This is a genomic window from Cellulophaga sp. BC115SP (assembly GCF_009905545.1).
GTDB lineage: Bacteria > Bacteroidota > Bacteroidia > Cytophagales > Spirosomataceae > Flectobacillus > Flectobacillus rivi.
In genome coordinates, this window is the sequence record NZ_JAAALB010000022.1 from 35,009 (window position 1) to 56,098 (window position 21,090).

The 21,090-nt window shown below is 35.5% G+C and carries 21 protein-coding genes and 1 tRNA gene; 17 read left to right on the forward strand and 5 right to left on the reverse strand.

Features of this window, described 5'->3' with window-relative positions; translation table 11 throughout:
* Window positions 1-54 precede the first annotated feature (54 nt).
* The 6 genes from GVN22_RS16330 to GVN22_RS16355 all read left to right on the forward strand — a co-directional run bounded on the left by GVN22_RS16330 (window position 55) and on the right by GVN22_RS16355 (window position 6,441).
* The gene (locus GVN22_RS16330) at window positions 55-600 is read left to right on the forward strand and encodes an RNA polymerase sigma factor (protein WP_166552081.1); all 546 of its coding nucleotides are present in this window, start codon (window positions 55-57) and stop codon (window positions 598-600) included.
* Between the two features lie 44 nt (window positions 601-644).
* A complete protein-coding gene (locus tag GVN22_RS16335) occupies window positions 645-1,925 on the forward strand; it encodes a hypothetical protein (protein ID WP_166552082.1) in 1,281 nt (426 codons plus the stop codon).
* 136 nt (window positions 1,926-2,061) lie between these two features.
* Complete coding sequence (locus tag GVN22_RS16340) at window positions 2,062-4,371, forward strand: T9SS type A sorting domain-containing protein (protein ID WP_166552083.1); 2,310 nt, start codon at window positions 2,062-2,064, stop codon at window positions 4,369-4,371.
* Window positions 4,372-4,798: 427 nt separating this feature from the next.
* Window positions 4,799-5,398: a DUF6624 domain-containing protein gene (locus GVN22_RS16345; protein WP_166552084.1), complete on the forward strand. Its 600-nt coding sequence runs from the start codon at window positions 4,799-4,801 to the stop codon at window positions 5,396-5,398.
* Window positions 5,399-5,482: 84 nt separating this feature from the next.
* Window positions 5,483-5,797 carry a hypothetical protein gene (locus tag GVN22_RS16350; RefSeq protein WP_166552085.1) on the forward strand — a complete coding sequence of 105 codons (315 nt, stop codon included), beginning with the start codon at window positions 5,483-5,485 and terminating at the stop codon, window positions 5,795-5,797.
* Between the two features lie 80 nt (window positions 5,798-5,877).
* The gene (locus GVN22_RS16355) at window positions 5,878-6,441 is read left to right on the forward strand and encodes a pentapeptide repeat-containing protein (protein ID WP_166552086.1); all 564 of its coding nucleotides are present in this window, start codon (window positions 5,878-5,880) and stop codon (window positions 6,439-6,441) included.
* Window positions 6,442-6,869: 428 nt separating this feature from the next.
* On the opposite strand, the gene GVN22_RS16360 is transcribed toward GVN22_RS16355, so the two are convergent.
* The gene (locus GVN22_RS16360) at window positions 6,870-9,320 is read right to left on the reverse strand and encodes a TonB-dependent receptor (RefSeq protein WP_166552087.1); all 2,451 of its coding nucleotides are present in this window, start codon (window positions 9,318-9,320) and stop codon (window positions 6,870-6,872) included.
* Window positions 9,321-9,621: 301 nt separating this feature from the next.
* Here GVN22_RS16360 and GVN22_RS16365 point away from each other — a divergent pair, with 301 nt between their 5' ends.
* The 3 genes from GVN22_RS16365 to GVN22_RS16375 all read left to right on the forward strand — a co-directional run bounded on the left by GVN22_RS16365 (window position 9,622) and on the right by GVN22_RS16375 (window position 11,580).
* On the forward strand, window positions 9,622-10,272 hold the full coding sequence (locus GVN22_RS16365) for an RNA methyltransferase (RefSeq protein ID WP_166552088.1): 651 nt from the start codon (window positions 9,622-9,624) through the stop codon (window positions 10,270-10,272).
* Between the two features lie 225 nt (window positions 10,273-10,497).
* Window positions 10,498-11,070 (forward strand): hypothetical protein, encoded by a 573-nt coding sequence (locus tag GVN22_RS16370; protein WP_166552089.1) that lies wholly within the window; start codon window positions 10,498-10,500, stop codon window positions 11,068-11,070.
* A 60-nt stretch (window positions 11,071-11,130) separates the two neighbouring features.
* On the forward strand, window positions 11,131-11,580 hold the full coding sequence (locus GVN22_RS16375) for a hypothetical protein (protein ID WP_166552090.1): 450 nt from the start codon (window positions 11,131-11,133) through the stop codon (window positions 11,578-11,580).
* A 513-nt stretch (window positions 11,581-12,093) separates the two neighbouring features.
* Here GVN22_RS16375 and GVN22_RS16380 read toward each other — a convergent pair.
* Both GVN22_RS16380 and GVN22_RS16385 read right to left on the reverse strand, forming a co-directional pair.
* Window positions 12,094-12,948, reverse strand: a complete 855-nt coding sequence (locus GVN22_RS16380; RefSeq protein ID WP_166552091.1) for a hypothetical protein — start codon at window positions 12,946-12,948, stop codon at window positions 12,094-12,096.
* Between the two features lie 87 nt (window positions 12,949-13,035).
* Entirely contained in the window at window positions 13,036-13,791 is a 756-nt protein-coding gene (locus GVN22_RS16385) for a hypothetical protein (protein ID WP_166552092.1), read from the reverse strand.
* A 427-nt stretch (window positions 13,792-14,218) separates the two neighbouring features.
* On the opposite strand from GVN22_RS16385, the gene GVN22_RS16390 reads away from it, so the two are divergent.
* The gene (locus tag GVN22_RS16390) at window positions 14,219-15,409 is read left to right on the forward strand and encodes an MFS transporter (protein ID WP_166552093.1); all 1,191 of its coding nucleotides are present in this window, start codon (window positions 14,219-14,221) and stop codon (window positions 15,407-15,409) included.
* A gap of 7 nt (window positions 15,410-15,416) precedes the next feature.
* Entirely contained in the window at window positions 15,417-15,998 is a 582-nt protein-coding gene (locus GVN22_RS16395; RefSeq protein ID WP_166552094.1) for a Crp/Fnr family transcriptional regulator, read from the forward strand.
* 227 nt (window positions 15,999-16,225) lie between these two features.
* Here GVN22_RS16395 and GVN22_RS16400 read toward each other — a convergent pair whose 3' ends face one another.
* Window positions 16,226-16,675, reverse strand: a complete 450-nt coding sequence (locus GVN22_RS16400) for a hypothetical protein (protein WP_166552095.1) — start codon at window positions 16,673-16,675, stop codon at window positions 16,226-16,228.
* A gap of 405 nt (window positions 16,676-17,080) precedes the next feature.
* Between GVN22_RS16400 and GVN22_RS28420 the strand changes: the two genes are divergently transcribed.
* The 3 genes from GVN22_RS28420 (at window position 17,081) to GVN22_RS16410 (ending at window position 19,474) form a co-directional block, all read left to right on the forward strand.
* Window positions 17,081-17,239, forward strand: a complete 159-nt coding sequence (locus tag GVN22_RS28420) for a hypothetical protein (RefSeq protein ID WP_370520426.1) — start codon at window positions 17,081-17,083, stop codon at window positions 17,237-17,239.
* Between the two features lie 681 nt (window positions 17,240-17,920).
* Window positions 17,921-17,992, forward strand: a tRNA-Glu gene (locus GVN22_RS16405).
* Between the two features lie 216 nt (window positions 17,993-18,208).
* Window positions 18,209-19,474, forward strand: a complete 1,266-nt coding sequence (locus tag GVN22_RS16410) for a hypothetical protein (RefSeq protein ID WP_166552096.1) — start codon at window positions 18,209-18,211, stop codon at window positions 19,472-19,474.
* Between the two features lie 88 nt (window positions 19,475-19,562).
* Here GVN22_RS16410 and GVN22_RS16415 read toward each other — a convergent pair whose 3' ends face one another.
* Window positions 19,563-19,919 carry a hypothetical protein gene (locus GVN22_RS16415; RefSeq protein WP_166552097.1) on the reverse strand — a complete coding sequence of 119 codons (357 nt, stop codon included), beginning with the start codon at window positions 19,917-19,919 and terminating at the stop codon, window positions 19,563-19,565.
* A gap of 160 nt (window positions 19,920-20,079) precedes the next feature.
* On the opposite strand from GVN22_RS16415, the gene GVN22_RS16420 reads away from it, so the two are divergent.
* The 3 genes from GVN22_RS16420 (at window position 20,080) to GVN22_RS16430 (ending at window position 21,084) form a co-directional block, all read left to right on the forward strand.
* Window positions 20,080-20,454 carry a hypothetical protein gene (locus GVN22_RS16420; protein ID WP_166552098.1) on the forward strand — a complete coding sequence of 125 codons (375 nt, stop codon included), beginning with the start codon at window positions 20,080-20,082 and terminating at the stop codon, window positions 20,452-20,454.
* A 12-nt stretch (window positions 20,455-20,466) separates the two neighbouring features.
* Complete coding sequence (locus tag GVN22_RS16425; RefSeq protein ID WP_166552099.1) at window positions 20,467-20,685, forward strand: hypothetical protein; 219 nt, start codon at window positions 20,467-20,469, stop codon at window positions 20,683-20,685.
* 69 nt (window positions 20,686-20,754) lie between these two features.
* A complete protein-coding gene (locus GVN22_RS16430; protein ID WP_166552100.1) occupies window positions 20,755-21,084 on the forward strand; it encodes a DUF4134 family protein in 330 nt (109 codons plus the stop codon).
* Window positions 21,085-21,090: the final 6 nt, after the last annotated feature.

Here is a 21,090-nt window from a genome sequence, read left to right on the forward strand (position 1 = left end):
TAGCCTAAAAAATTCAAACATCGCTTCATGATTTCTGAATATTAAGACTTATAAATGCCTCAAAACGAAAAAGATTTAGTGATTGCTTGCAAACGCAACAACCCCAAAGCACAAACCGACTTTTATAATTTATACAAAGGTCGACTTTTGGGGGTATGTAGGCGTTATGCACGTACTGTGAGCGAAGCCGAGGACATTTTTCAGGAAGCTTTTATTAAAATTTTCAAAAATATTCATACGCTCGAAAACATAGACTCTATCAACTCTTGGGTAAAATCAACCGTTATTCGAACTGCCATTGACCATTACCGACACGCCGTTCATGAACGTTCCCTCGTAGGATACGAGTTGATTGCCGAAGTGACCGAAAATGAGGAAGATTTGTTCTCCAACCTTGCTAGAGATCAGATTTTACAAATTATCAATGCTTTACCCGATGGTTACAGGCTTGTGGTAAACTTATATTTGATAGATGGCTACAATCATTTGGAAATTGCCGAGATGTTGAATATCACCGAGGGAACCTCAAAGTCGCAATTATCAAGGGCTCGCAATTTATTAAAAAGAGAACTTTTAAAAATTGGCTATCAGAAAGCTTAACAACTACATATCAATCAGTTAATGCAATACAAAAGGATATAGAAATGCAAAATCCAGAAGAAGATAAACTCAAACGCTTGCTCCAAGATACCTTCTCGGATTATGAGCCTGAGCCGTCCGAACAAACTTGGGAATACATAGATGCATCCATTCATCCACATCAGCCATTTGCTGCTAAGTTTGCTAAAAGACTGGCAGTAGCAGCCATTGCGTTGTTACTCTTGATAAGCACTGGCGTTATTTTTATGCTTAAACGGAATTCTCAAAAAAGTGATTTTCAAGTCAGTCTTTTAGAAAAAAATAAAGACTATACAGAACACAAAAAATCTTCTTTAGCAACAACTAGAGAGGTCGCTATCTTCAAAAAAGAAAGTCAAAATAGTCATTCGATACCAAGTATAAATAATCCTGTATTTGAGAGTTCTTCTTATTCGCATCATCAAAAAAAGGTTTCAACAAAACAACTCATTCAGGCACAAACTTCAAGAACCGAAGGAGATAATAATACTGATTCTGGCTTACTTTCATCACCATCGGCAAGTACAGAAGCGCTTAACAATCTTACCATCAAAAATCATTTTTCAGCGTCTATTGAAACGCCTGAATTGGGAATCAAAATTGATAAAATCGAGTCTCTAAAAAGCAAAAATATTTTGGTTAACCAGCCTAGGGTTGAATTACCAATTTTTGCCAATATTATTTTAGGTAAACCTCGAAAACCAGTGTTAAAATCTGCCTATTTGAGTATGAGTATTACTCCTTTACAGACCTATCGAATATTGAAAATAGACAATCCTGAAATAGTAAGTTTACAAAGAAATAAGTTACTCGACCCCGAACGAAACGGTTTTGAAGCCACCATAGGAATTACTAAACCCATCAGTAATTCTTGGAATTTTAGAGGAGGCATTTCGTTCTTAAAAATGCGACAATGGGCTGAATATAAAATAAATACAGATAAATATTTGGTAAAAAACACCAACCAAGGCACGATTGAGCAAATCACTCAAAATAAAGTAGAAAGTGAAAATCTGGAGATGTTTGGGCTTCATGCCGACATACAACGATTGTTGCACATTACTGGACGAAACCGCTATTTTTTGTCTACAGGTACTGATGTGATGTATCAGCACACCAATGGTCAACTCAATACTTTTCTGCAAGTTTCGGGTGGCGTGCAACATACAATTAATGCACATTGCTTTTTGACGCTAGAGCCGACAGCAAGCTACATGCTCAATAATATCAACCACTCAAGTAATTTTATTCAAACAAGTGCGTACAACCTTGGACTTAAGATAGGGCTCAGTTATAAAATACAGTAATTTTACCTGCTTCAGGCAATAAGCTTTATGCCCTAGGCTAAACTAAAAACTCACATTCTCAACATAGAGTTAATCCTTAAAACTTCATTCACTAAATCTATAGAGGCTTATTTAGGCATTTCAAACATTCCATTATATGAAAAAAATTACCTGTTTATTCGCTATTCTACTAGCGATGTGTGGCACAGCTTTTGGACAAACATCCCCGAAATTGCTATGGGAACGACAAGACCTTTACCTCGAAAATGACGTACCCTATACCCTATTAGATGTCACCGCCTCTGGCAAAACCATCGTGACAGTTTTAAGTGGTTTCACAGGGCAAACGATGGGATATCGGATATTTGATAAAGACGGAAATGAACTCAATTTTCCGTATGGAAAAGTACTTTCTAAGCTAAAAAGAGGCAATAGGGTCAGTTGGATTACCACGCAGGACAGTCTCCTGATTTTTGATAAAGAATTATCGCTAATAAAAGCAGTTAAACATTCTATGGCAAGCGTACTGGCTTCTACAGAAGTGACTGATGGGTTAGTTTTTTATGCTGAAAAAACGATTTACAAATACAATTTTGCGGGCGCTCTGCTTTGGCAATATAACGCTAATCAAAAAATCGAAGGTTTTGCTAATAGCAAACTCACGCTATTTAGACTTGAAGGAGGCGAATATCTCTATTTAGACAGCTTTGGTAAAGAAAAAGTAAAAGTCCCAACGATGGGTGCGAGCGGTGCAGGCTTTGGCGGTGGTGCCATGTCAGTCATTAAATCGCCAGATGCTGGCTTTTGGTTAATAGGAAGCAAAGAAGTTTATCGTTACGACTCCACAGGAATTCGGATAGGCTATGTGGATTTTGTGAAAGAAAAAATAGATTCAAATCCCTATTTCAGTCAAAAAGGTAGTATTGTCACTTCTAATAATGAGGAAGTAAGCACCAATTCCATTGTGTTGGTTCATCAAAAACAGGATGGATTTTACCTCATCAAAATAGACAAATCTGGTCAATATCAAACTTTGAGTTTTAAAGATAGCAACTTGTATGGCGCTTACGAACCATCTACTTATCGAATTGATGACGATAGGGTGATGTTTCAAATCAACGGCAATTCAGGTGGAAAATTTATTGGATTTGGTAATTTCAAAGCTGCCAATGCCAATTGGGTTAAACAACTCACCAGCACGGATTATTTCTCTGGTTTTTCGGGCAATGTATTTTCTGTGTTAAAAGAAAAAACCAAAGTGAGCCCTATCGACAATCTGGCATTCAACGAGGTTATTGGCTATGATTTGGATGGTACCGTAAAATGGTCATTTAAAGATGAGACCATTACCTATCCACAAGTTCTGGCTGATTTGATGTATATCAATCATGGGGCATTTTATTCAAAAATTCGATTGAGTGATGGTGGCTTAATTTGGAAAAAATCCAAACCTACCAATAGTCACAATGCGTATCATTTTTTTGTAAACGATAAAGAAGGCAATGACTATTGGATTTATTCGAAAGATTATGGCGTAGAGACAAAGATTGACTTTATCTCAAAATCGACACTTGCAACTACATTATTCTTTGAGTATCCAAAGAACTATTATCCACTACGTTCGAACTATTTCATCGATTCTCAAAACAAAACATTAACCACCATTACCTCTGGTGAGGATGACACTATCACCATGCACCGCTTACGAAAATACGCTACAAAATGCTTCTATCATGCCAACGCTTCCATCGATGTAAGTGGTGCAGCAGAAGTATGTTCGGGCACACAAGTTCAATTATCTGTAGTCCAACAAGATGGCTCCAGCTATCAATGGCAAAAAGATGGACAAAATATAGCCTCCGCCAATAGTAATATTTACAAGGTTGACCTTTCAGGCTCATATTCGGTCATTATCCAAGACCCTCTTTGTCAGAGCACATCTATTTCAAATCCTGTCAAAGTTACCATTAAGCCTACGCCTGAGGCAAGTATTACCACCGATATAAAGGGTACAGTCTATGAACCATTCAAGGTAAAAATGAATGCCAACACAGGAAGCGGATTAACCTATCAATGGTTGAGAAATGACTCATTAATAGTTAGTGCAAGCAGCTCCATATACGAAGCTCAAGTATCCGGAGAGTATCGTGTTAAGGTAACAAAAGAAGGCTGTAGTCAACTATCTTCACCTTTAAAAATAAGCATTGCTATTCCACTTGGAACAGAAGCGGATTTTGGATCTGAGCAGGTGAAAATCTACCCAAATCCCAGCTATGGAGACTTCACAGTTGTTCTACCAAACACCCTCAAAAATGCCGAGTTACAACTATTTGATAGTATCGGACGCTCCTATCCCCTGACTTTCAACGATAACCAAATTCATACAGAAATGCTCAGCAGAGGTATGTATTTCTTGAAAATTATACAAGGAAACCGAACTATAACCCGCAAAGTAATGATTGAGTAAATGGATGTTATTGGTTATTGGTTATTTGTGTATCTGTTATTTGTATATTCGTTATTGGTAATCACTTAACATCAGATACTAAGCATAAAGCTCAGCGCCGTAGGAGCTAAAGCAAACCAAGTATCTTGAACACTTCCTCACCTACGGCGCTTTTAAGTTAGCGGGTAAAATTATTTTAATTTTACCCGCATTAAGCTCTAGGCTTTATGCTGTAGGCTAAAAGTTAAATAGTAATTCTCATAAAACAATTGAGGCTTTTTTTCTTAATGCTTACGGCTTACAGCCTAAAACGTATTAATGTAATTTTATTTTGCATTAATACTGAATAACTCTAGTTATATAAACCTTAATTTGTAAGAAAACTAATAAGTTATGGCTAAATTGGAATTCTTCAGTCACAACGATACTAAACCCTCTACCTTCAAAAATGCAACATTCCACCATCACCCACAGAATCATTGAACTCAAAAACAATGACCTTGCTCTGAGAGATCGGTTAGCAAAAGAGGGGCGCTTGAGCGATGGCTATGACGAAGAAATGAGTGCTTTACATATCCACAATGCCAATATTCTTAGCGAAATCATTGAAGAGATTGGGTATCCAACGGTTGAAAAAGTTGGAAAAGAAGCCAGTGAAGCCGCTTGGTTGGTTATTCAGCATTCGATTGCTTTACCAAATTTTATGAAACGATGTGCCTCGCTTTTAAAAAAGGCTGTCGACGAACACAAAGAGACCCCTACAAATTATGCTCATCTAACAGACCGAATCGCTGTTCTTGGGGGTAAACCACAAATATTTGGCACCCAATTCGACTGGGACGAAAATGGACAACTTAGCCCCAATCCTGTGGAGGATAAAACCAATGTAAACGAAAGAAGAAAATCTGTAGGACTGTTGAGCATTGAAGAACAAACGGAACTAATACGCTTTCATGCCCGCCAAGATAATCTCATCCCACCAAAGAATTTTGAGCAAAGAAAACAAGAAATGGAAGAATGGAAAAAGCGTGTAGGCTGGGTTTTGTGATTAAACTTCTACAAGTTTATTCAGCTTTGAGATAAAGACATATTGAATGTTTTATCTAATTTTGAATCTATAAAATAAAGAATCATGATGACCTTAAGAGACGCTATCCTAGAAAATCAAAATTATGTTGATCCAGATGAAGGAATGTATGTAGTATTCGCCCGAAAAACTAACAACGCTTTTGAGCCTTCTTCTGAAGCGCGTATTTTACTGTTGACGCATCAAGATTTTGAAATCGAAATAGCAGATTATACCAATACCCATTGCCCAGGGTTTGACTATTTCTTGGAAATGAATATCATCCAAGATTTTTGGGGAGATTTGAAAGCTAATCAAAGAATCAATCAACAGGAAAAATGGGTAAAGCGATTAATACAATATGCTGAAAATGATACCTAGAAATTTTCGTTTCTTGTGATATTTCTAGCAATTGCATCAAAGACTCTTTTCCATTTAATATTCTATTATCTTAAATATACATGCCAAACCAATATCTTACCGACCAAATATTTGATAAAATTAATGAGCTAGCCAAAGGTGAATACGAAAACTGTAGTTTTACCAATTGTGATTTGTCAAACAAAAACCTCTCTGGATTTAAATTTACAGACTGTCGTTTCGTAGGTTGCAACCTGAGCTTGGCAGCAATCAGTGGTGTTGCTTTTCAAGGAGTTACTTTTAAAGACTGTAAAATTTTAGGGCTTCGATTTGATACTTGTAATCCATTTGGCTTTGAAGTTTCTTTTGAGGGTTGTCAGCTAAACCATGCTTCTTTTTTCAAAATAAAACTCAAGAAAACTACTTTCAAAGATACACAACTACAAGGCACCGACTTTGCTGAAGCAGACTTGACTAATGCTATTTTCGATAACTGTAATATGGAGCAAGCTATTTTTAACAGAACAATACTTGAAAAAGCAGATTTTCGAACTTCATACAATTATGCGATAGACCTAGAAAACAACCGAATAAAAAAAGCCAAGTTTTCAGTACATGGTCTTTCTGGACTTTTACATAAATATGATTTGCATATTGAGGGATAGTATGAGTTCTGAATTGTTAGTGATGAGTTTCGAGTGTAATTTTATGATTACTGATACTTTATCTAAATAATTTACACAACTTAAGTATTAATGCAAAATAAAATTGCATTAATATGCTTTAAGCTGTAAGCCGTAGGCATTAAGCAAAAGAGCTTAAATTATTTCATGAGAGATTCTTTTCAACTTTTAGCCTACAGCATAAAGCCTAGAGCTTAATGCGGGTAAAATTTATTTTAATTTTGCCTACTAACTTAATTTTGAGCAATTTCTTAAGTTAGTGGGCAAAATATGAAATAACCCAAATTTTGAGAATAAGATTATTCACTTAGTGAGTAAAAAAAGGCGTTCGAAATTAGATTTTCGAACGCCTTTTTTGATACTAAAAATAATCAATAAATCACCACTCACTAAATTACAGATTCATCAAATTAAAATCTATAATTCACTGTTAACGCTAATTGGCGAGGTGCGATAGGGTTAATACTATAACGGTCGTGAACGATGTAATTCATTTCATTGAATATGTTCGAAACTTTTCCTAAAACAGACACTTTGCTAAAGGTATAGCCAACAGAGAAATCAACCGTTGCGAAACCTGATAATGGAATCAAAGCATTGTATGAACTCAATGAGGCGGTAGTATTATTCAAGCCACCATTCAAACCAACTACGTTGTTATTCCCTGCAAAGCGATTTCCAGTATAAAAGGCAGATAAGCCAAGCTTCACTCCTTTCAACTTCGTATTATCAAAAGTATAGAAAATCGAACCATTGGCTGTACTTCTTGGACTTCTAATGAGTTGCTCGCCTTCTACTTGTGAACCAACCGCACCTGTAGTGTTCGTGTAGCGCATATAGTTATATCCGTAACCAAGTAAAAAGTAAAAGTTTTTAGACAAAACACCATTGAAATCTACTTCAAAACCATCACTTGTTGTTTCGCCTGATAATTCTTTGATATTCGTATTGGTATTTGGATTTCCATTTTTATCAAAAAGCGCTGTTTGAGCAAAATTGCTATTAATGATTTTGTACACACTTAAGTTAGCGGACAATTTACCGTCTAAAAACTCATTTTTCACGCCAATTTCATAGTTGTCGATAATCGAAGGCTTAAGGTTGTCACCATTAATATCGGTACCAGTATTAATCGTAAAACTATTGCTATAAGATGAATATATCGAGGTTGTTTTCAATGGTTGGTAAATCAATGCTAATTTCGGAGAAAGAGCACCATCCGATTTATCAGCAGTAGCACCACGACGCTCAACATTTTTCTCAAGGTTCAAGATAGTTGATTGAAACGCTGTTTGATACGAATATCTCAAACCTGCTAGCACCTTAAATTTGGAAGTAATAGTTAACAAATCCTGAACATAAACGCCATAGCGATTCTGTGGAGTTGTTGTACGAGCCGTATCTGCAATCGTAGGAATATCGGTACGTGCTACATATTTCGAGAAATCAAAGATATTGATTTTGTCATACGCAGTACCCACTACGCCGGCCGCTGAAGTAAATTTAAAGCTATGACTCACATTTGAAATTCTTAAGAAATCAGCCCCTACCAATAATTGATGACCAATAGCGCCTGTCTTAAAAGCACCATTCAAATTAACTTGTGCCGTATAATCTTTCTCGTTTGTATGAACGGCACTCAATGTACGTGTATAATCACCGTTAGTAGCAATTGCACTAGGCACTCCTACTCCAAAGCCTTTAACTTCTGTATTCTGAATCGATCCAATAGCAGTTAATTTCCAGTTTGCATCAAATTTGTGATTAATTGTCAAATAGCTTGATGTTTGCTCTGTGTTATTATATGCCCAGTTGGTGTTGATGAAACGATTTCGAGGCGCATCAGGCAATTCTGTAATCGTAACTCTGCTGTTTGGAGTCCCTACCCCAGCATCTGGAACAATATTACTTTTCAAATAATCTACTTGTAACAAAACATCCGTTTTGTCATTAATTTTATATAGCAAAGATGGTGTAACATAAGTTCTGTCAGTTTTTACAACATCACGATAACTTTTTGCATTTTCGTAAGTTCCTACTACTCTGAACGCAAGATTTTTACTGATTGGTCCATACACATCAAGCGTAGGTTTGTATTGGTTATAGCTTCCAAAAAGCATAGAAGCCTGTCCACCCCAGTCGAAACGAGGTTTTTTAGTAACCATATTGATAATCAAACCACCTGAAACGTTGCCGTATAACAAGGCCGAGCTACCTTTCATTACTTCAACTGACTCTAGGGTACTGGCATCTGGGAAACCCATTGTATTACTAATGGTTCCATTTTTAAAAATACTTCCTCCTGCTCCCGCAATCCCTACGCTATATCCACGTGACGAAAACGTTTCAGCAACACCACCACGAGTTTCGGTTTGTGACACCCCACTCACATTTTTTACCACATCGCCAAGCCTGATAGCCTGCTGATCCGCAATTACAGTACTTGTAACTACCCCAGTACTTTGTGGTAAATCCAATGGTCGAATATTGGCTTTTCCCAACGTGGGGGTACGATTAGCAATATAACTACCCGACACAACAATTTCTTTAATCATTTCAGAGCTTTCAAGTAATTCAAGTGAAAGGTTTAGTGTTTTACCCTCCTCTATTACTATCTTTTGCTCAAGTGTTTTATATCCTACAAAAGACGCAACCAAAGTGTAATTCCCACCTTTCAGATTCGAGATAGTGAACTCACCTTGTTCATCTGATGTGGTTCCTTTTTTACTTCCTTTTATTTGAACAGAAACAAACGCCGCTGGTTGACCATCATTATTGGATACTTTACCAGTAATTTGCCCTGTTTGCGCATAAATCATTTGCGTAAATAAACATAACAATAGTACAAAAACACTTTTCATATAATTCATTTCATTATTGATATTTAGACTTATTATAAATAATTGCACAAATGTAGATGCCGTAATTTTACTACGCAAGTTTTTATTTAGAATAAATTAAAATAAGAATACAAATAGAATTTTTAGAAGATAGGATTGTAAAAAGAAGTGCCAAAAGGTCAATAGATTGATACTAGTTTTCCTCAAAAAAACTTAGTCGCATAACTATACTTTTGCTATGCTCTTGAAAACTTGTAAATTCACTTTGTATTAGGAATTTTATTTTCCTGATAAGACAAAGCCCTATTTATCATTCTTAAAAATGGAAAACAATCAAACAGAAAACCTGACTGTGACTGAAACACAAGTTGGTAAAGAGAAAAGCAGTTTACGAAAGCGTGCTGACAAAATTAAAGAGTTTAGATGTAAGAATTTAATTGTAGTTCTTGAAGACCCTAAAGACCCCAATAATGTTGGAACAGTAATTAGAAACATCAATGCACTTGGTGCTGAGAAACTATACCTGATAGATAGTACCAATTCTTTACCAAATAACTGGGATGAATTCAAAGAAAGGAAATCCATTGTAGCTTCGTCAGTTTCGTCGGTCAAATGGACATTTGTAAAGAAATTTAGAAGTACCGAAGATTGTTTAGCATATTTAGAGAAAAAGAACTTTACATCAATTGTTACATCACCACATGTCAAAGGTCGTACTAATGTTATCTTACACGAAGGCGACTATACCCAGAAAAAATTGGCAGTATGGTTCGGCAAAGAGTCTATCGGTATCAGTGACTTGGCATTAGAACGAAGTGAAGCCTGTATCAATATTGAAATGTTTGGGATTGTAGAGAGTCTTAACCTAGCAACATCGACAGGAATTGTGTTGTACGAAATCACCAAACAAAGAAGAGAGTTTGAGAAAAGAAGAAAATTAAAGAAACAATTGAAAAGCATCAATAAGGTATAACTATCACTTTTGCCCTCTTTTAAAGCTATTTAAAAGAGGGTTATTCTTAATTGTGGTATTCTTTCATTCTTCGGAACTAAATCATTTATCTATCGAACTCAGATGTGATTAACTACTATTTAGGATTAATCCTCTACAAGAAATCATGTTCCCTTACTTTACAGTTGACACCAACAATTTTAATCCAAAAGAATATCTTAACAAATCCTTTAAAACCTTTTACTCATGGAAAAGTCACTTCATTCATTACGTTTTATCACATTGTTTTTCTTGGTATTTATCACACTTTTAGGTTGCAGAGAAGCCACTAAAGTAAAAACTAAAAATTTTGACATTAAGGATGCAGAAATCCAAATGAACATTCCTCAAAGTTGGGAATTCGAAGCCATTGTTGGGCCAACAGATAGCTTTACCAAGTATCACGGGCAGTTTAAAAGAACAGATCATGGTGGTTTCATTGATATTGAAACCAAGTTAAACCAATATTACACCACCAAAACTGACAGTCAATTAGTTACAAGCGAAAAGGTCATGGGAGAACTTGTTCAATCTATGAAATCAGAGAGTAGCTTGTATAAAAACCTCGAAATTTTAGACGAGACCCATAACTCAGAAGGAAGCATAATTATTTGTCGCTATATATGGGGCAAAAAAGATGAACTAACATTCTCATTATTGGCTGTATCAAGGGGAAAAGAACTAACTAAAATTATCAAAGTTGAGACATGGGATCAACTAAAAGAAGAAGAACAATTGGAGATTTTGAAAGAGGTAAAGAATAGTCTTAGGATGGAATGAGTATGATTAGTTTGAATAGTTTAATATTCATCATAATTTTGAACCATACCAAAAATCTCAATGAAAATACTTGTTTACACTTCAATCCATTTACTGTTATGTATCCTAAATTTTGAATTCAAATCTCAAAATAATTCAAATGGAGCTAACGGTGAAAGCTTTAATACCTTTTACAAGAGATTTTATGAAGATAGTACTTTTCAAATTTCCAGAGTGGTGTTTCCTTTACCAGGCTTTAACTCGGATATTTACGATCAAGAATCCAGAAAACCATTAAAATATTTTTGGGAAAAGAAAGATTGGATTTTTCTAAAGACACTAGACGGAAGTTACAAGAAATTCTTGAAAAAAGATTGGGAGGAAGAATACTATAAAGTCATAAAAAAAGGCTCAAATAATACAATGTTCGAAACTATCTATATGAAAGAAAGTGGTTATTCCGAAGTCAGAAAATTCAAGCTCATCCATGCAAAATGGTATTTGTATTATTACAGCTATAAGAATTATTGAGTAATAATAGTCCTCAAAAAATTAAGCAAATTGCGTATTTGAAAACTTTATAATTTAACTATGGTTTATCTAAAACTAAATGTTCTATGGCTTGGTATGATGTAATTAACAGAGAAGGTGTTGACTGGTCTAAAATAAGACAAAAATATCCAGTCTGGATGAAGGTTGAGTGCAAAGCTATTGCGCATCGTCCCTTCGGTATTTTTTTAGATAAAAGAACTTCCAGTGCAATTGCGTCGATAACTTTCTAATTGCATCTTCATAAGGTGTTAGTTTTACGCAACACTATCCTCACTATACGGCGATAAATTTGAAATAGTAATTCATTTAGCGAGTTGTTTGTTGATTAAACGTACAACATTCATCAATGTTAAAAAGTCTTTGCTATAAAAGTAAATAAAGAAACCTCAATTATTCATCAATAAAATGAATAATTGAGGTTTTGCACATATGTAAAAGCCCAATAACAATTTCACTAAACAACTGATCAACAATATCTTGTTTCATTCACACTTATCCTTTTTTTACCTTAAACGAGTAAAGCAAAGAAAGGTTAACATAAAATAGATTGGTACCGTTGCGCGAAACAACTTCGGTGTTTCCTGAAGTAGTGACCACATTTTGAGGCATTACATATCCTGGAGTAGCTACCAAGAATATATTATTAAAGACCCATACCACTGGCATACTAAATTCATAGCTCAACAGATTGAATACTTGTGTAGTTTGGGTTGTTGACTGATTTGAGATTGGAATACCTAAGAATTTATTGTTTTTAAAATACGTATTTGTAAAGCTCTGAGTACCAGCATTGGCAACTGCCGTTGGAGTAACCACAAATACGCTTTTTCCTGTTCGCATCACGATTGGGTGCTCAAGTCCTGCACTAGCAAAAAAATCGGTTTTATCCGAAAATGCAGCAATGCTTGTAAGATTTATATTAGCAACTTTGTTAAGATGAGAAAGATTCAAGCCCACTTGACCTTGTAGTGCCGATTGCACTAAAGTTTTATTTTGATAAAAGAACTTATCACCGTAGATGCTTCCTGCAATACCCTGTTTTTTACCAAACTTATAGCCGATTTCAGTAACAGTTGCCGCATACTCAAGCGGTTGAACCGTATTAGTCGTAAAAACTGTCGAACCCGTCAAATACAACCCAAGACTATCAAACTGAACTAATACTGTTGGCATCAAGGCACTACTTTTTAGTTCATCGGTTCGGCCATAATAGTGTAATTTCGGAGAGTAAGAAAGCCCACTGATGACCGTTGCTATTGTTTTTTTAGGAGTTTCGGTTTGCGCTTGAGAAGAAAGGCTAAAACCCAAAAAGATGAAAAGAGCAGTAAGGATGATTATATGTTTCATGGCGAGATAAATTTAATATGGGTTTGGCTTGGTTGTTGATTAAAATGCCACTCCAAGTCTTGAGAGTGGCATTTTAAGCTTAGCAAATTAATGCTTAACAGCACTAGCACTTGAGCTTACAGAAGTACTAGATTTAATATTAGTATTCGCTTTTGTTTGTGAAGCAGCTTTTGCCTCTGTGCCTACCTTAGATTTAACATCGCTACCAGTTTCAGTCATTTTTGTCTGTGTAGCATTGAAAGAGCTCGCTCCTTTTTCTTTTGCTACCACAAGGTTTTCTTTCAACAATGGGGTTGCATTTTCATTGGCATTGGCTTTACCAGTTTCGCTGGCATTTGCACTGGCTTGAGAGTTTACATTACCATTACCGTTGCTATTACTTAATCCATTCGCCTTATTGACATTGATATTACCATCTGTCTCAATCGAAACATTGGCATCCACACTTAAGTTATTCTTAGCATCAGACGCAGCATTTGCACTCTTACTAGCAGTTGCCTTGATAGTAGAAGCTGTAGAAGAAGCTACGTCCTTCGTAGCATTAACGGTGGCCGATACTACATTTTTTGTAGCGTTAGTGACATTCCCTGTGGCTTTTGTTACCGCTTGCGTTGTAGCCTGCACAGCCGAAGTTGCGTTAACACTCGCTTTTACCGCAGCAGAGCTACTGGCTGCTGCTTGCGAAGATGCTTTGATGGCATTACTGGCAGCATTTGTACTTGCAACTGCACTGCTTGTGGCTTTAATGGCACTGGTAGCAGAAGCTCCGATTTGGGCTGAAGCAACTTGAAAACTGAAGATTGCTAAAACAGCAGTCGTTAATTTTATGGCTTGCGTTTTCATAAGGATTTGAGTTTTATAGTTTAACGAATAATTAAACTGGATAAAGGGCTATCCAGCGTAAGGATGTTTTTGAAAGTTCATCACCTGAACTTCTACATCACTAACGACCATAAAACTGTTTTGGATTCACATGATTGAGTAAGCGGAAAATCTTCATTTTTATCATAAAATATGGAAGAAAGCACCCAAGTCAAACATAAATATCTGATTTTCAATATTTTACTATTTTAATTTTAAATTTCTACTTATGCTATTTTAATATCTATTTAAGCTGGAAGAGATGATTTTTAAGTTGAATTTAAGGACATTTTAAGGATGTAAATTTGTAATTCGTTATAAAATAAACATCTATTGATTTGAATCAATGACAAGTGCTCTCCGACGCTGTAACTTTGAGTTTTAGACCAACTTAAAGTATAACATTTGTATGGATATCAATCTTTTGAACCAAGAAAACACACTCTCCAGAAATCTTTTCATCATTTTTAGTATCATCTTTTTTGAATTTTTAATTATGGGTATCTCTTTGGGAACCCTTCCAGATTTTGTTCATAATCAACTTCATTATGGGAATATCACAGTCGGTCTTGTTGTGGGTATTCAATATGTTGCTACGCTCCTAACACGCCATCTTGCTGGAAAATCCTCAGATACTAAAGGTGGTGTATATTCAGTTAAAATTGGCTTGTTTTTATCTTCCTTATCTGGGTTATTTTACCTCTTCGCATTTCTTTGTGCTACCATCCCAACTTTAAGTTTAGGACTCATTATTATTGGACGAATATTGCTCGGAATCGGTGAAAGCTTTTTGGTAATAGGTATTTTTGCCTGGGGATTTGTTCTGGTCGGATCCAAAAATACGGGTAAAGTAATGGTTTGGAACGGATTAGGCATGCACGGTGGAATGGCGCTTGGAGCTCCTCTAGGTATTTTATTATCGACCAAACTTGGATTAGGTGTTACCTTTGGTACTGTCGCCTGTATTCCTATAATTAGTTATCTAATAGCCCAGCTATTGCCCTTAATTCCACTACCCCAACTTGAAAAACGCTTGCCTTTCTACCAAGCCATTGGTTTAGTCTGGCGCTCAGGAACAGGATTGGCAGTGGCAAGTATTGGATTTAGTGGCATTGCTTCATTTATTACACTTTATTTTGCCCAAAAAGGTTGGGAAAATGCCTCTCTTGCCTTAAGTGCTTTTGGAGCAGGGTATATCATTATGCGTCTTTTCTTTGCGCATTATCCTGATAAATTTGGTGGGGCTCGTGTTGCAGTGGCTTGTTTAACGATAGAGATCATTGGTCAAAGTCTCCTCTGGCTGGCGCCAAATGGTATCTTGGCAATTTTGGGCTCAATCCTTACTGGATGTGGAATGTCACTTATTTTTCCTTCATTTGGGAAAATTGCCATACGCTCAATACCTACAGAAAATAGAGGTATGGCAATGGCAGCTTACAATGCTTTCTTCGATTTAGGTATGGGACTCACTGCTCCTATTGCGGGATTAGTGGCAGGGGGTGTGCATTATGAGTATATTTATCTTTTTGGAGCTTTAGCCGCTTGTATTGGACTATTAATAGCCATTTTGGAACTGAATAAAGAGAAGCAAGCAATTTAACTTGAACATGAAAGAAACAGATAAATCACAATTAGCCAGATATATTCGTAATATCATTTACCTAACAGATGAACAGTTAGCCCTAATACTCAGTTTTTTCAAAGTTACTTCCCATGTTAAAAATGAAATTATCATTGATGTCGGGGAGATAAATACTTATATGAACTTCATCGAAAGAGGGTGCTTGCGAATGTTTTTTATTGGAGAGGATGGTCAGGAAGTAACTCGTAACATATCTTTCGAAAATCAATTTGCCACAGGCTTAGCCAGTTTTATACAACAACTACCCTCCGAGGAATCTCTTCAGGCACTGGAACCAACCACCTTGTTTCGAATTGCCCGGAAAGATTTTTATTACTTATTAAACGTTATTCCTGCGTGGGAGAAATTTTACAGAAACTATCTAGAATTTGCATATCTCAACAACATCTCTATTTACCAACGAGAAATGATGAAAGACGCTACTGAACGTTACAAAGAGTTATTAAAAGTTAATCCTAAAATTGTAGATAGATTACCCAACAAAATAATAGCATCTTACTTAAATATGACTCCAGAAACACTGAGTAGAGTGAAGTCTAAACTTTAGATTTACGGGGTGGATAATTGAGTGAAATGACTCATTACTATACAAACTAGAAGATTGCTTTTATTTGGAAAAGTTATCTGTATGATAAGTCCAAATGAAAACAATCTTATTGGTGAATTAAGTATCGTGTCCCTCCCACTCCATTCGGAGCAATAAACTTCAGCATGTAATGGTGACTCTTCACGGTGTACTACCGTTGAAGATAGCAGAGAATGTGTCTATTAATTTCAAAGAGTTGAGTTATAATTTTTAAATACTTTTCTTTCTAAGTTGTCATCCTCCCAGATCTCAATCTTGTAGAAGTCTTCTCCTTCATCACCATCAACACTTGACAAATTTGAGGAATATATTCGGACTCTGTAAGTACTTGATTTAACAGGAATTTCCAATTCTATTGAGTCATTGGGACAATCCAAGATTTGAATTTTTCCATTAGTTACCGTCAATCCCCCTTCGACAATATGATCATAAAGACGGTAATCAATAGAATCATTTCTCTCTTTCAAAATACTTATTTCTCCCTTTACAGGTCCATAACATTCAGTATAAACAACTAAAAAATTATTATAAATACCAAGTCGTTCCTCGTAGCCATTGTCATCCAATTCGGTTGGTGATATGCCCCCTGCTATGTAAAATTGATGATACTGAGTATAAAAATTTAGTTTAGTATTCATTTTATGGTATTTATTCTTACTTGTACAAGCTAGTGTCAAAGTAAAAAGAAGAACGATATTTAGAACCTTCATGATGTTAAATTATCTCATTTAAAATTAAAGCTCTATTAGTGAAAATAATATAAATCCCTCTGAAAGTACTAGATTCATCAATAATATGGGTTCTATCAATCCCGTTGCCTCCGACTTTTTTCCAATCACAGGAGTTAAATCAGTGACCAATAACGTTAAACTTCACAGCGACAAATGTATTATCAAGTCAACTTTAGTAGCTTGTAAAGTCCAGATAATCTCTAATGAAAACTCGAAAAGCTATAGATTTCCATTCTGTGTACACTTGTATGAATCTATTCATCATTGACTCGATTATCCTTAGATACTGTTGTTGTGTAAGCTTCCTCCAAAATAGTACGAATTAATAAGTCTTTTATTGTTAACATAAATCATGTTAACAGCTTTGACAATGATTTCCTTAAAATTGAATCTAAAGAATTACCAATTGGACTTGTGTACCGAGACGCTTTCCTCAAAAAAATAACTCAAGACAAAATTATTAAAAAATAATACACTCATTTTTTAGGAATTCACATCCATTCTTCGCTTTTCTCGCAACAAAAGTATGTAACAAGCATTCGCTAATGAATTTGAATTGAACTACAGCTAGTATCGGTCATTTCACGGCTTAGTTTAATCCATATAGAAACGATAAACGTTGGATAGGTGATAGCTCTAATACTTCCGTTTTATCCATTTCTTCTTCAGTCAATGACACAGGTTCTTTGACTTTGGCTTTCTCAATTTTGTAATCATCCAGGACTTTTTCTTTGTAGTTTCATTTAGATACTCTATAGGGAGATGATCCAATTGATTCATTCGATTTACCATGGGATATTTGAGGGTAGATTTAGGTGAATAAATCTGTAGATAAATTCAGCAAGATATACCTAAGAGTACTCGGTAAAAAAGGAAATGATTCGCAAAGTCTGATGATAGTGTAAGTTAAATTGTAAAGATTGAGAAGGATGGATTGATAGGATGCTTAGAAACACAGAAAATAAGGTAGTATTAGAGGTGATATACTTTTGTAAATCAGGGAATTGTACAATGATTAGAAAGTTTTTAACGTGAAAAGATAAAAAAAATTATACTTTTTTATGACAAATGTTTGCATCGTATGATTAAACCTACTAATTTTGCATCACGAAAAACAACAAGCAAATAACTTTTGTAATTTCGTCCCCACAAGGTCCGTTCGTCTAGGGGTTAGGACACGTCCCTTTCACGGATGAAACACGGGTTCGATTCCCGTACGGACTACAAAAATTAGCTATTACAGGTGTACATCAATAATGTATACCTTTTTTTATGCCTGATAATCAGGTACTTATCAAAAAGCCGACCATTCTAAAATCATACAAACTATTCTGCTGACACTTAAATTGTTGCTGACACTTCAGTTACATGAGTTACCGATTATAGTTTACTTCGTTACAATACTTGAACCTTAAAATTCAAGTCCAATGAAAAAAAACAATGTTAAATGTACTATTTTACCTGAGAGGGTTTGGGAAATGTACAGTTCCATCAAAGGAATTAGTAATTACTTGCCAGCTTATGCTGGAAGATCAACCACGTGATACAGCTTTTTCTCTTAAAATAAGAGTACCAAAGAAGTATTGGTGGACTTTTACTGGCCAGGCTTCAGCAGATGGGAAATGGGTGGATCCCGAGTACTATAATGCTGATTTTGTAAACAAAAAGCTTAGAGAAACAGAGCAAACTTTACGCAATATTTACGATGTGCTAGATTTGCTTTACCCTGATGAGACTATCACCTACGACCACATTCGTCGTCATTATGACCCTAATTCATCTAAGATTGTTAAAGCTGGAAATTGTAAGACAATTCCTAGTTTAGAGCAAATCTATCACATGTTCTTTGAGGAGAAACAGAGAAGGAAAGGTATTAAAGAGCTTACTCAGAAAAGTTATCGTTCACGAATGAATAATATTTTTCAATTTTTTAGTAAAAAGCAAGGCATAGACACGATTCGACACAGAGACCTAGACCTATTTGAAAAGTGGCTTGGTGAGCAAAAAAATGAGAAGGGAGAACCTCGTTTTTGTCGAAATTATCGAAACAAACATTTAACTTTAGTTTATGACCTAGTCTCCTTTGCAGTAAAAAAAGATTATTTACAAGCAATGCCTTTAGTAGCCTTAGAGTTAAGCTATGAATCTAGCAAGCCCCCTCAGTATTTACTACCTCAACAAAGGGAAAAATTATTGACCGTTGAGGCGCCTTCACTTGTAAAAGCCCGTGATATAGCACAATTTCTTATGTACACGGGTTTTAGTTGGATAGACTACACGAATCTAAAGAACGAGCATTTGATGGATGATAAATGTTGGCGAGTCCAGCGGCAAAAGACTGAAGTATGGAGTATGCCAATTCTTTTACCCGAAGCTAAAGCTATCATCAATAAATATGGGGGTATAGAAAAATTACCCAGACCTGATGACTCGGATTTGAATAAAGAGCTGAAGCATCTAGCTGAATTTGCAGGAATAGCCAATGACTTGCTTCATCCGCTTCGAATATCTGATTTTCGAGAGACTTTTGCGAGTATGCTAGAAAATGAGTTTATGCTAGAGCAGCGAGTCATACAAGTGATGATGGGTCATACGAATCCTCGTCAAATACAATCCTATAGTCGTTTGATGCCAGCACGTATTCTATACGAATTAGAGCAATGGAAGCGTCGAACAGGAATGGAGTCATTAGGAGCTCAAGGGTAATTCTACAATACCAATGAGTCATATAAACATAAACCAGTGAAGCCTACATGAGAAATGGCTCATTGGTATTTAAAATTTATCAGCAGTTCTACTTGTCCCTATTCAAAGCAATTTCAAGTTGCTGGATTTTCTGTTCAGCTTCTTTCAGTTTTTCTTCAAGAAGGTATGTATGCTTTCTTAAATACTCATATATTTCACCCAATTGATCAATAGGGTTCTCATTTTGATTTCGTAGCATAGGGCCTTTCCCTGTGAGTACCCATTCTGGATTCAAATCATTATATTTTTGCAGAATTCTTTCTAATTTATCCACTCCAATAGTTTTTCCATTCTTCAATTGACTCGTAAATGAGCCATTGGATATTTCAATGGATACTTCAAAAGACCTAAGGCTAATCTTTTTATAATCAATATATTGTTTGATTCTTAGTAGTGTGTTTGACATATCAGTATTTAGTGATAAGAAGTTAAGATAAATTAAACTAAAACTTTGCAAGTGTAGGATATATCTTGCATATTTGTATGCTTACTTGTTACAAAATAAGATAAAAAATGGGATATTTCCATTGAAGTTCTATAGATTAAATCCTAAATAACTGTTAAGTATGAATATAGTAAAGCTACCATCCTATCCTTTAAGCTTTATTTGTTTTGATAAGCAACAAGGTCAATTTCTTAACGATGAAGACCTTGAAGAGATCCCTGTAAGTGAGTTTTTTAACAAGAATCCTCGATATATTGTGCTGCAAGGTGTAGGGCAAGACCAAGAGGGCTCACTCTTGTATTTGTATGATATTGTGTGTATAGATTCAGAAGATAGAGAACAACCTACTCAATTGAAGTACTACATCATATCTGAAGATGGAGAATTATTTTTAGAACCTCTACTAGATAACAAAAGACGGTTGAAATACTACCCTTCGGATGCTCAAAGTTTACTAAAAAAGCAAGGCAGTATGTTATTAAATCACTCATTCTAAATTTCTAATTCCATGAATTCTTTTCCTTGGAGCCATTTTCTACAATGGACAATCGTCTTAACGCTCGTGAGTTGGGCTTGCTTTTTCTTTTATGATTATTTTATTCTTGGTAGTAAAGAGCACGATGATATTTACCATAATCCTCTACAAGATAAAACTAGTGGTATTGATACACGAGAACAAATCCAAACTAAGCAGGTAGCATTTGATTCTTTATTGAAGAATCCATAGTGTTTTTTTTAAAATCACATCCAAAAAGTAAATAAATCATAAAATATAACTTATTAAAATAATAATATCATGAAGCAAAATAAATCTGATAAAGCAGTCAAGCGTATATTTTTTCTGCTGAGTCTATTTAGTATCACTCAAGGATACAGCCAATCGTCTTGGGCTTCCAAAGTAAGTGCTGCTTCCAATGCTGGCGCAAGTGCGATTAGTAGTGTCATGGATGCTGTAACCTCTCTATTAATGGCTATCGCAGCAGTGGCCTTCTTGATAGGGATTGTTAATGCTGGATTTAAGTATAAATCAGGTGACCAACAAGCCTTTAAAAACCTACAAGGCGTTTTGATGGGGAGCTTGATTGTACTCATTGGCGTTGGCTTGGCCAAAGTGTTATTCTTTTAAACCCAC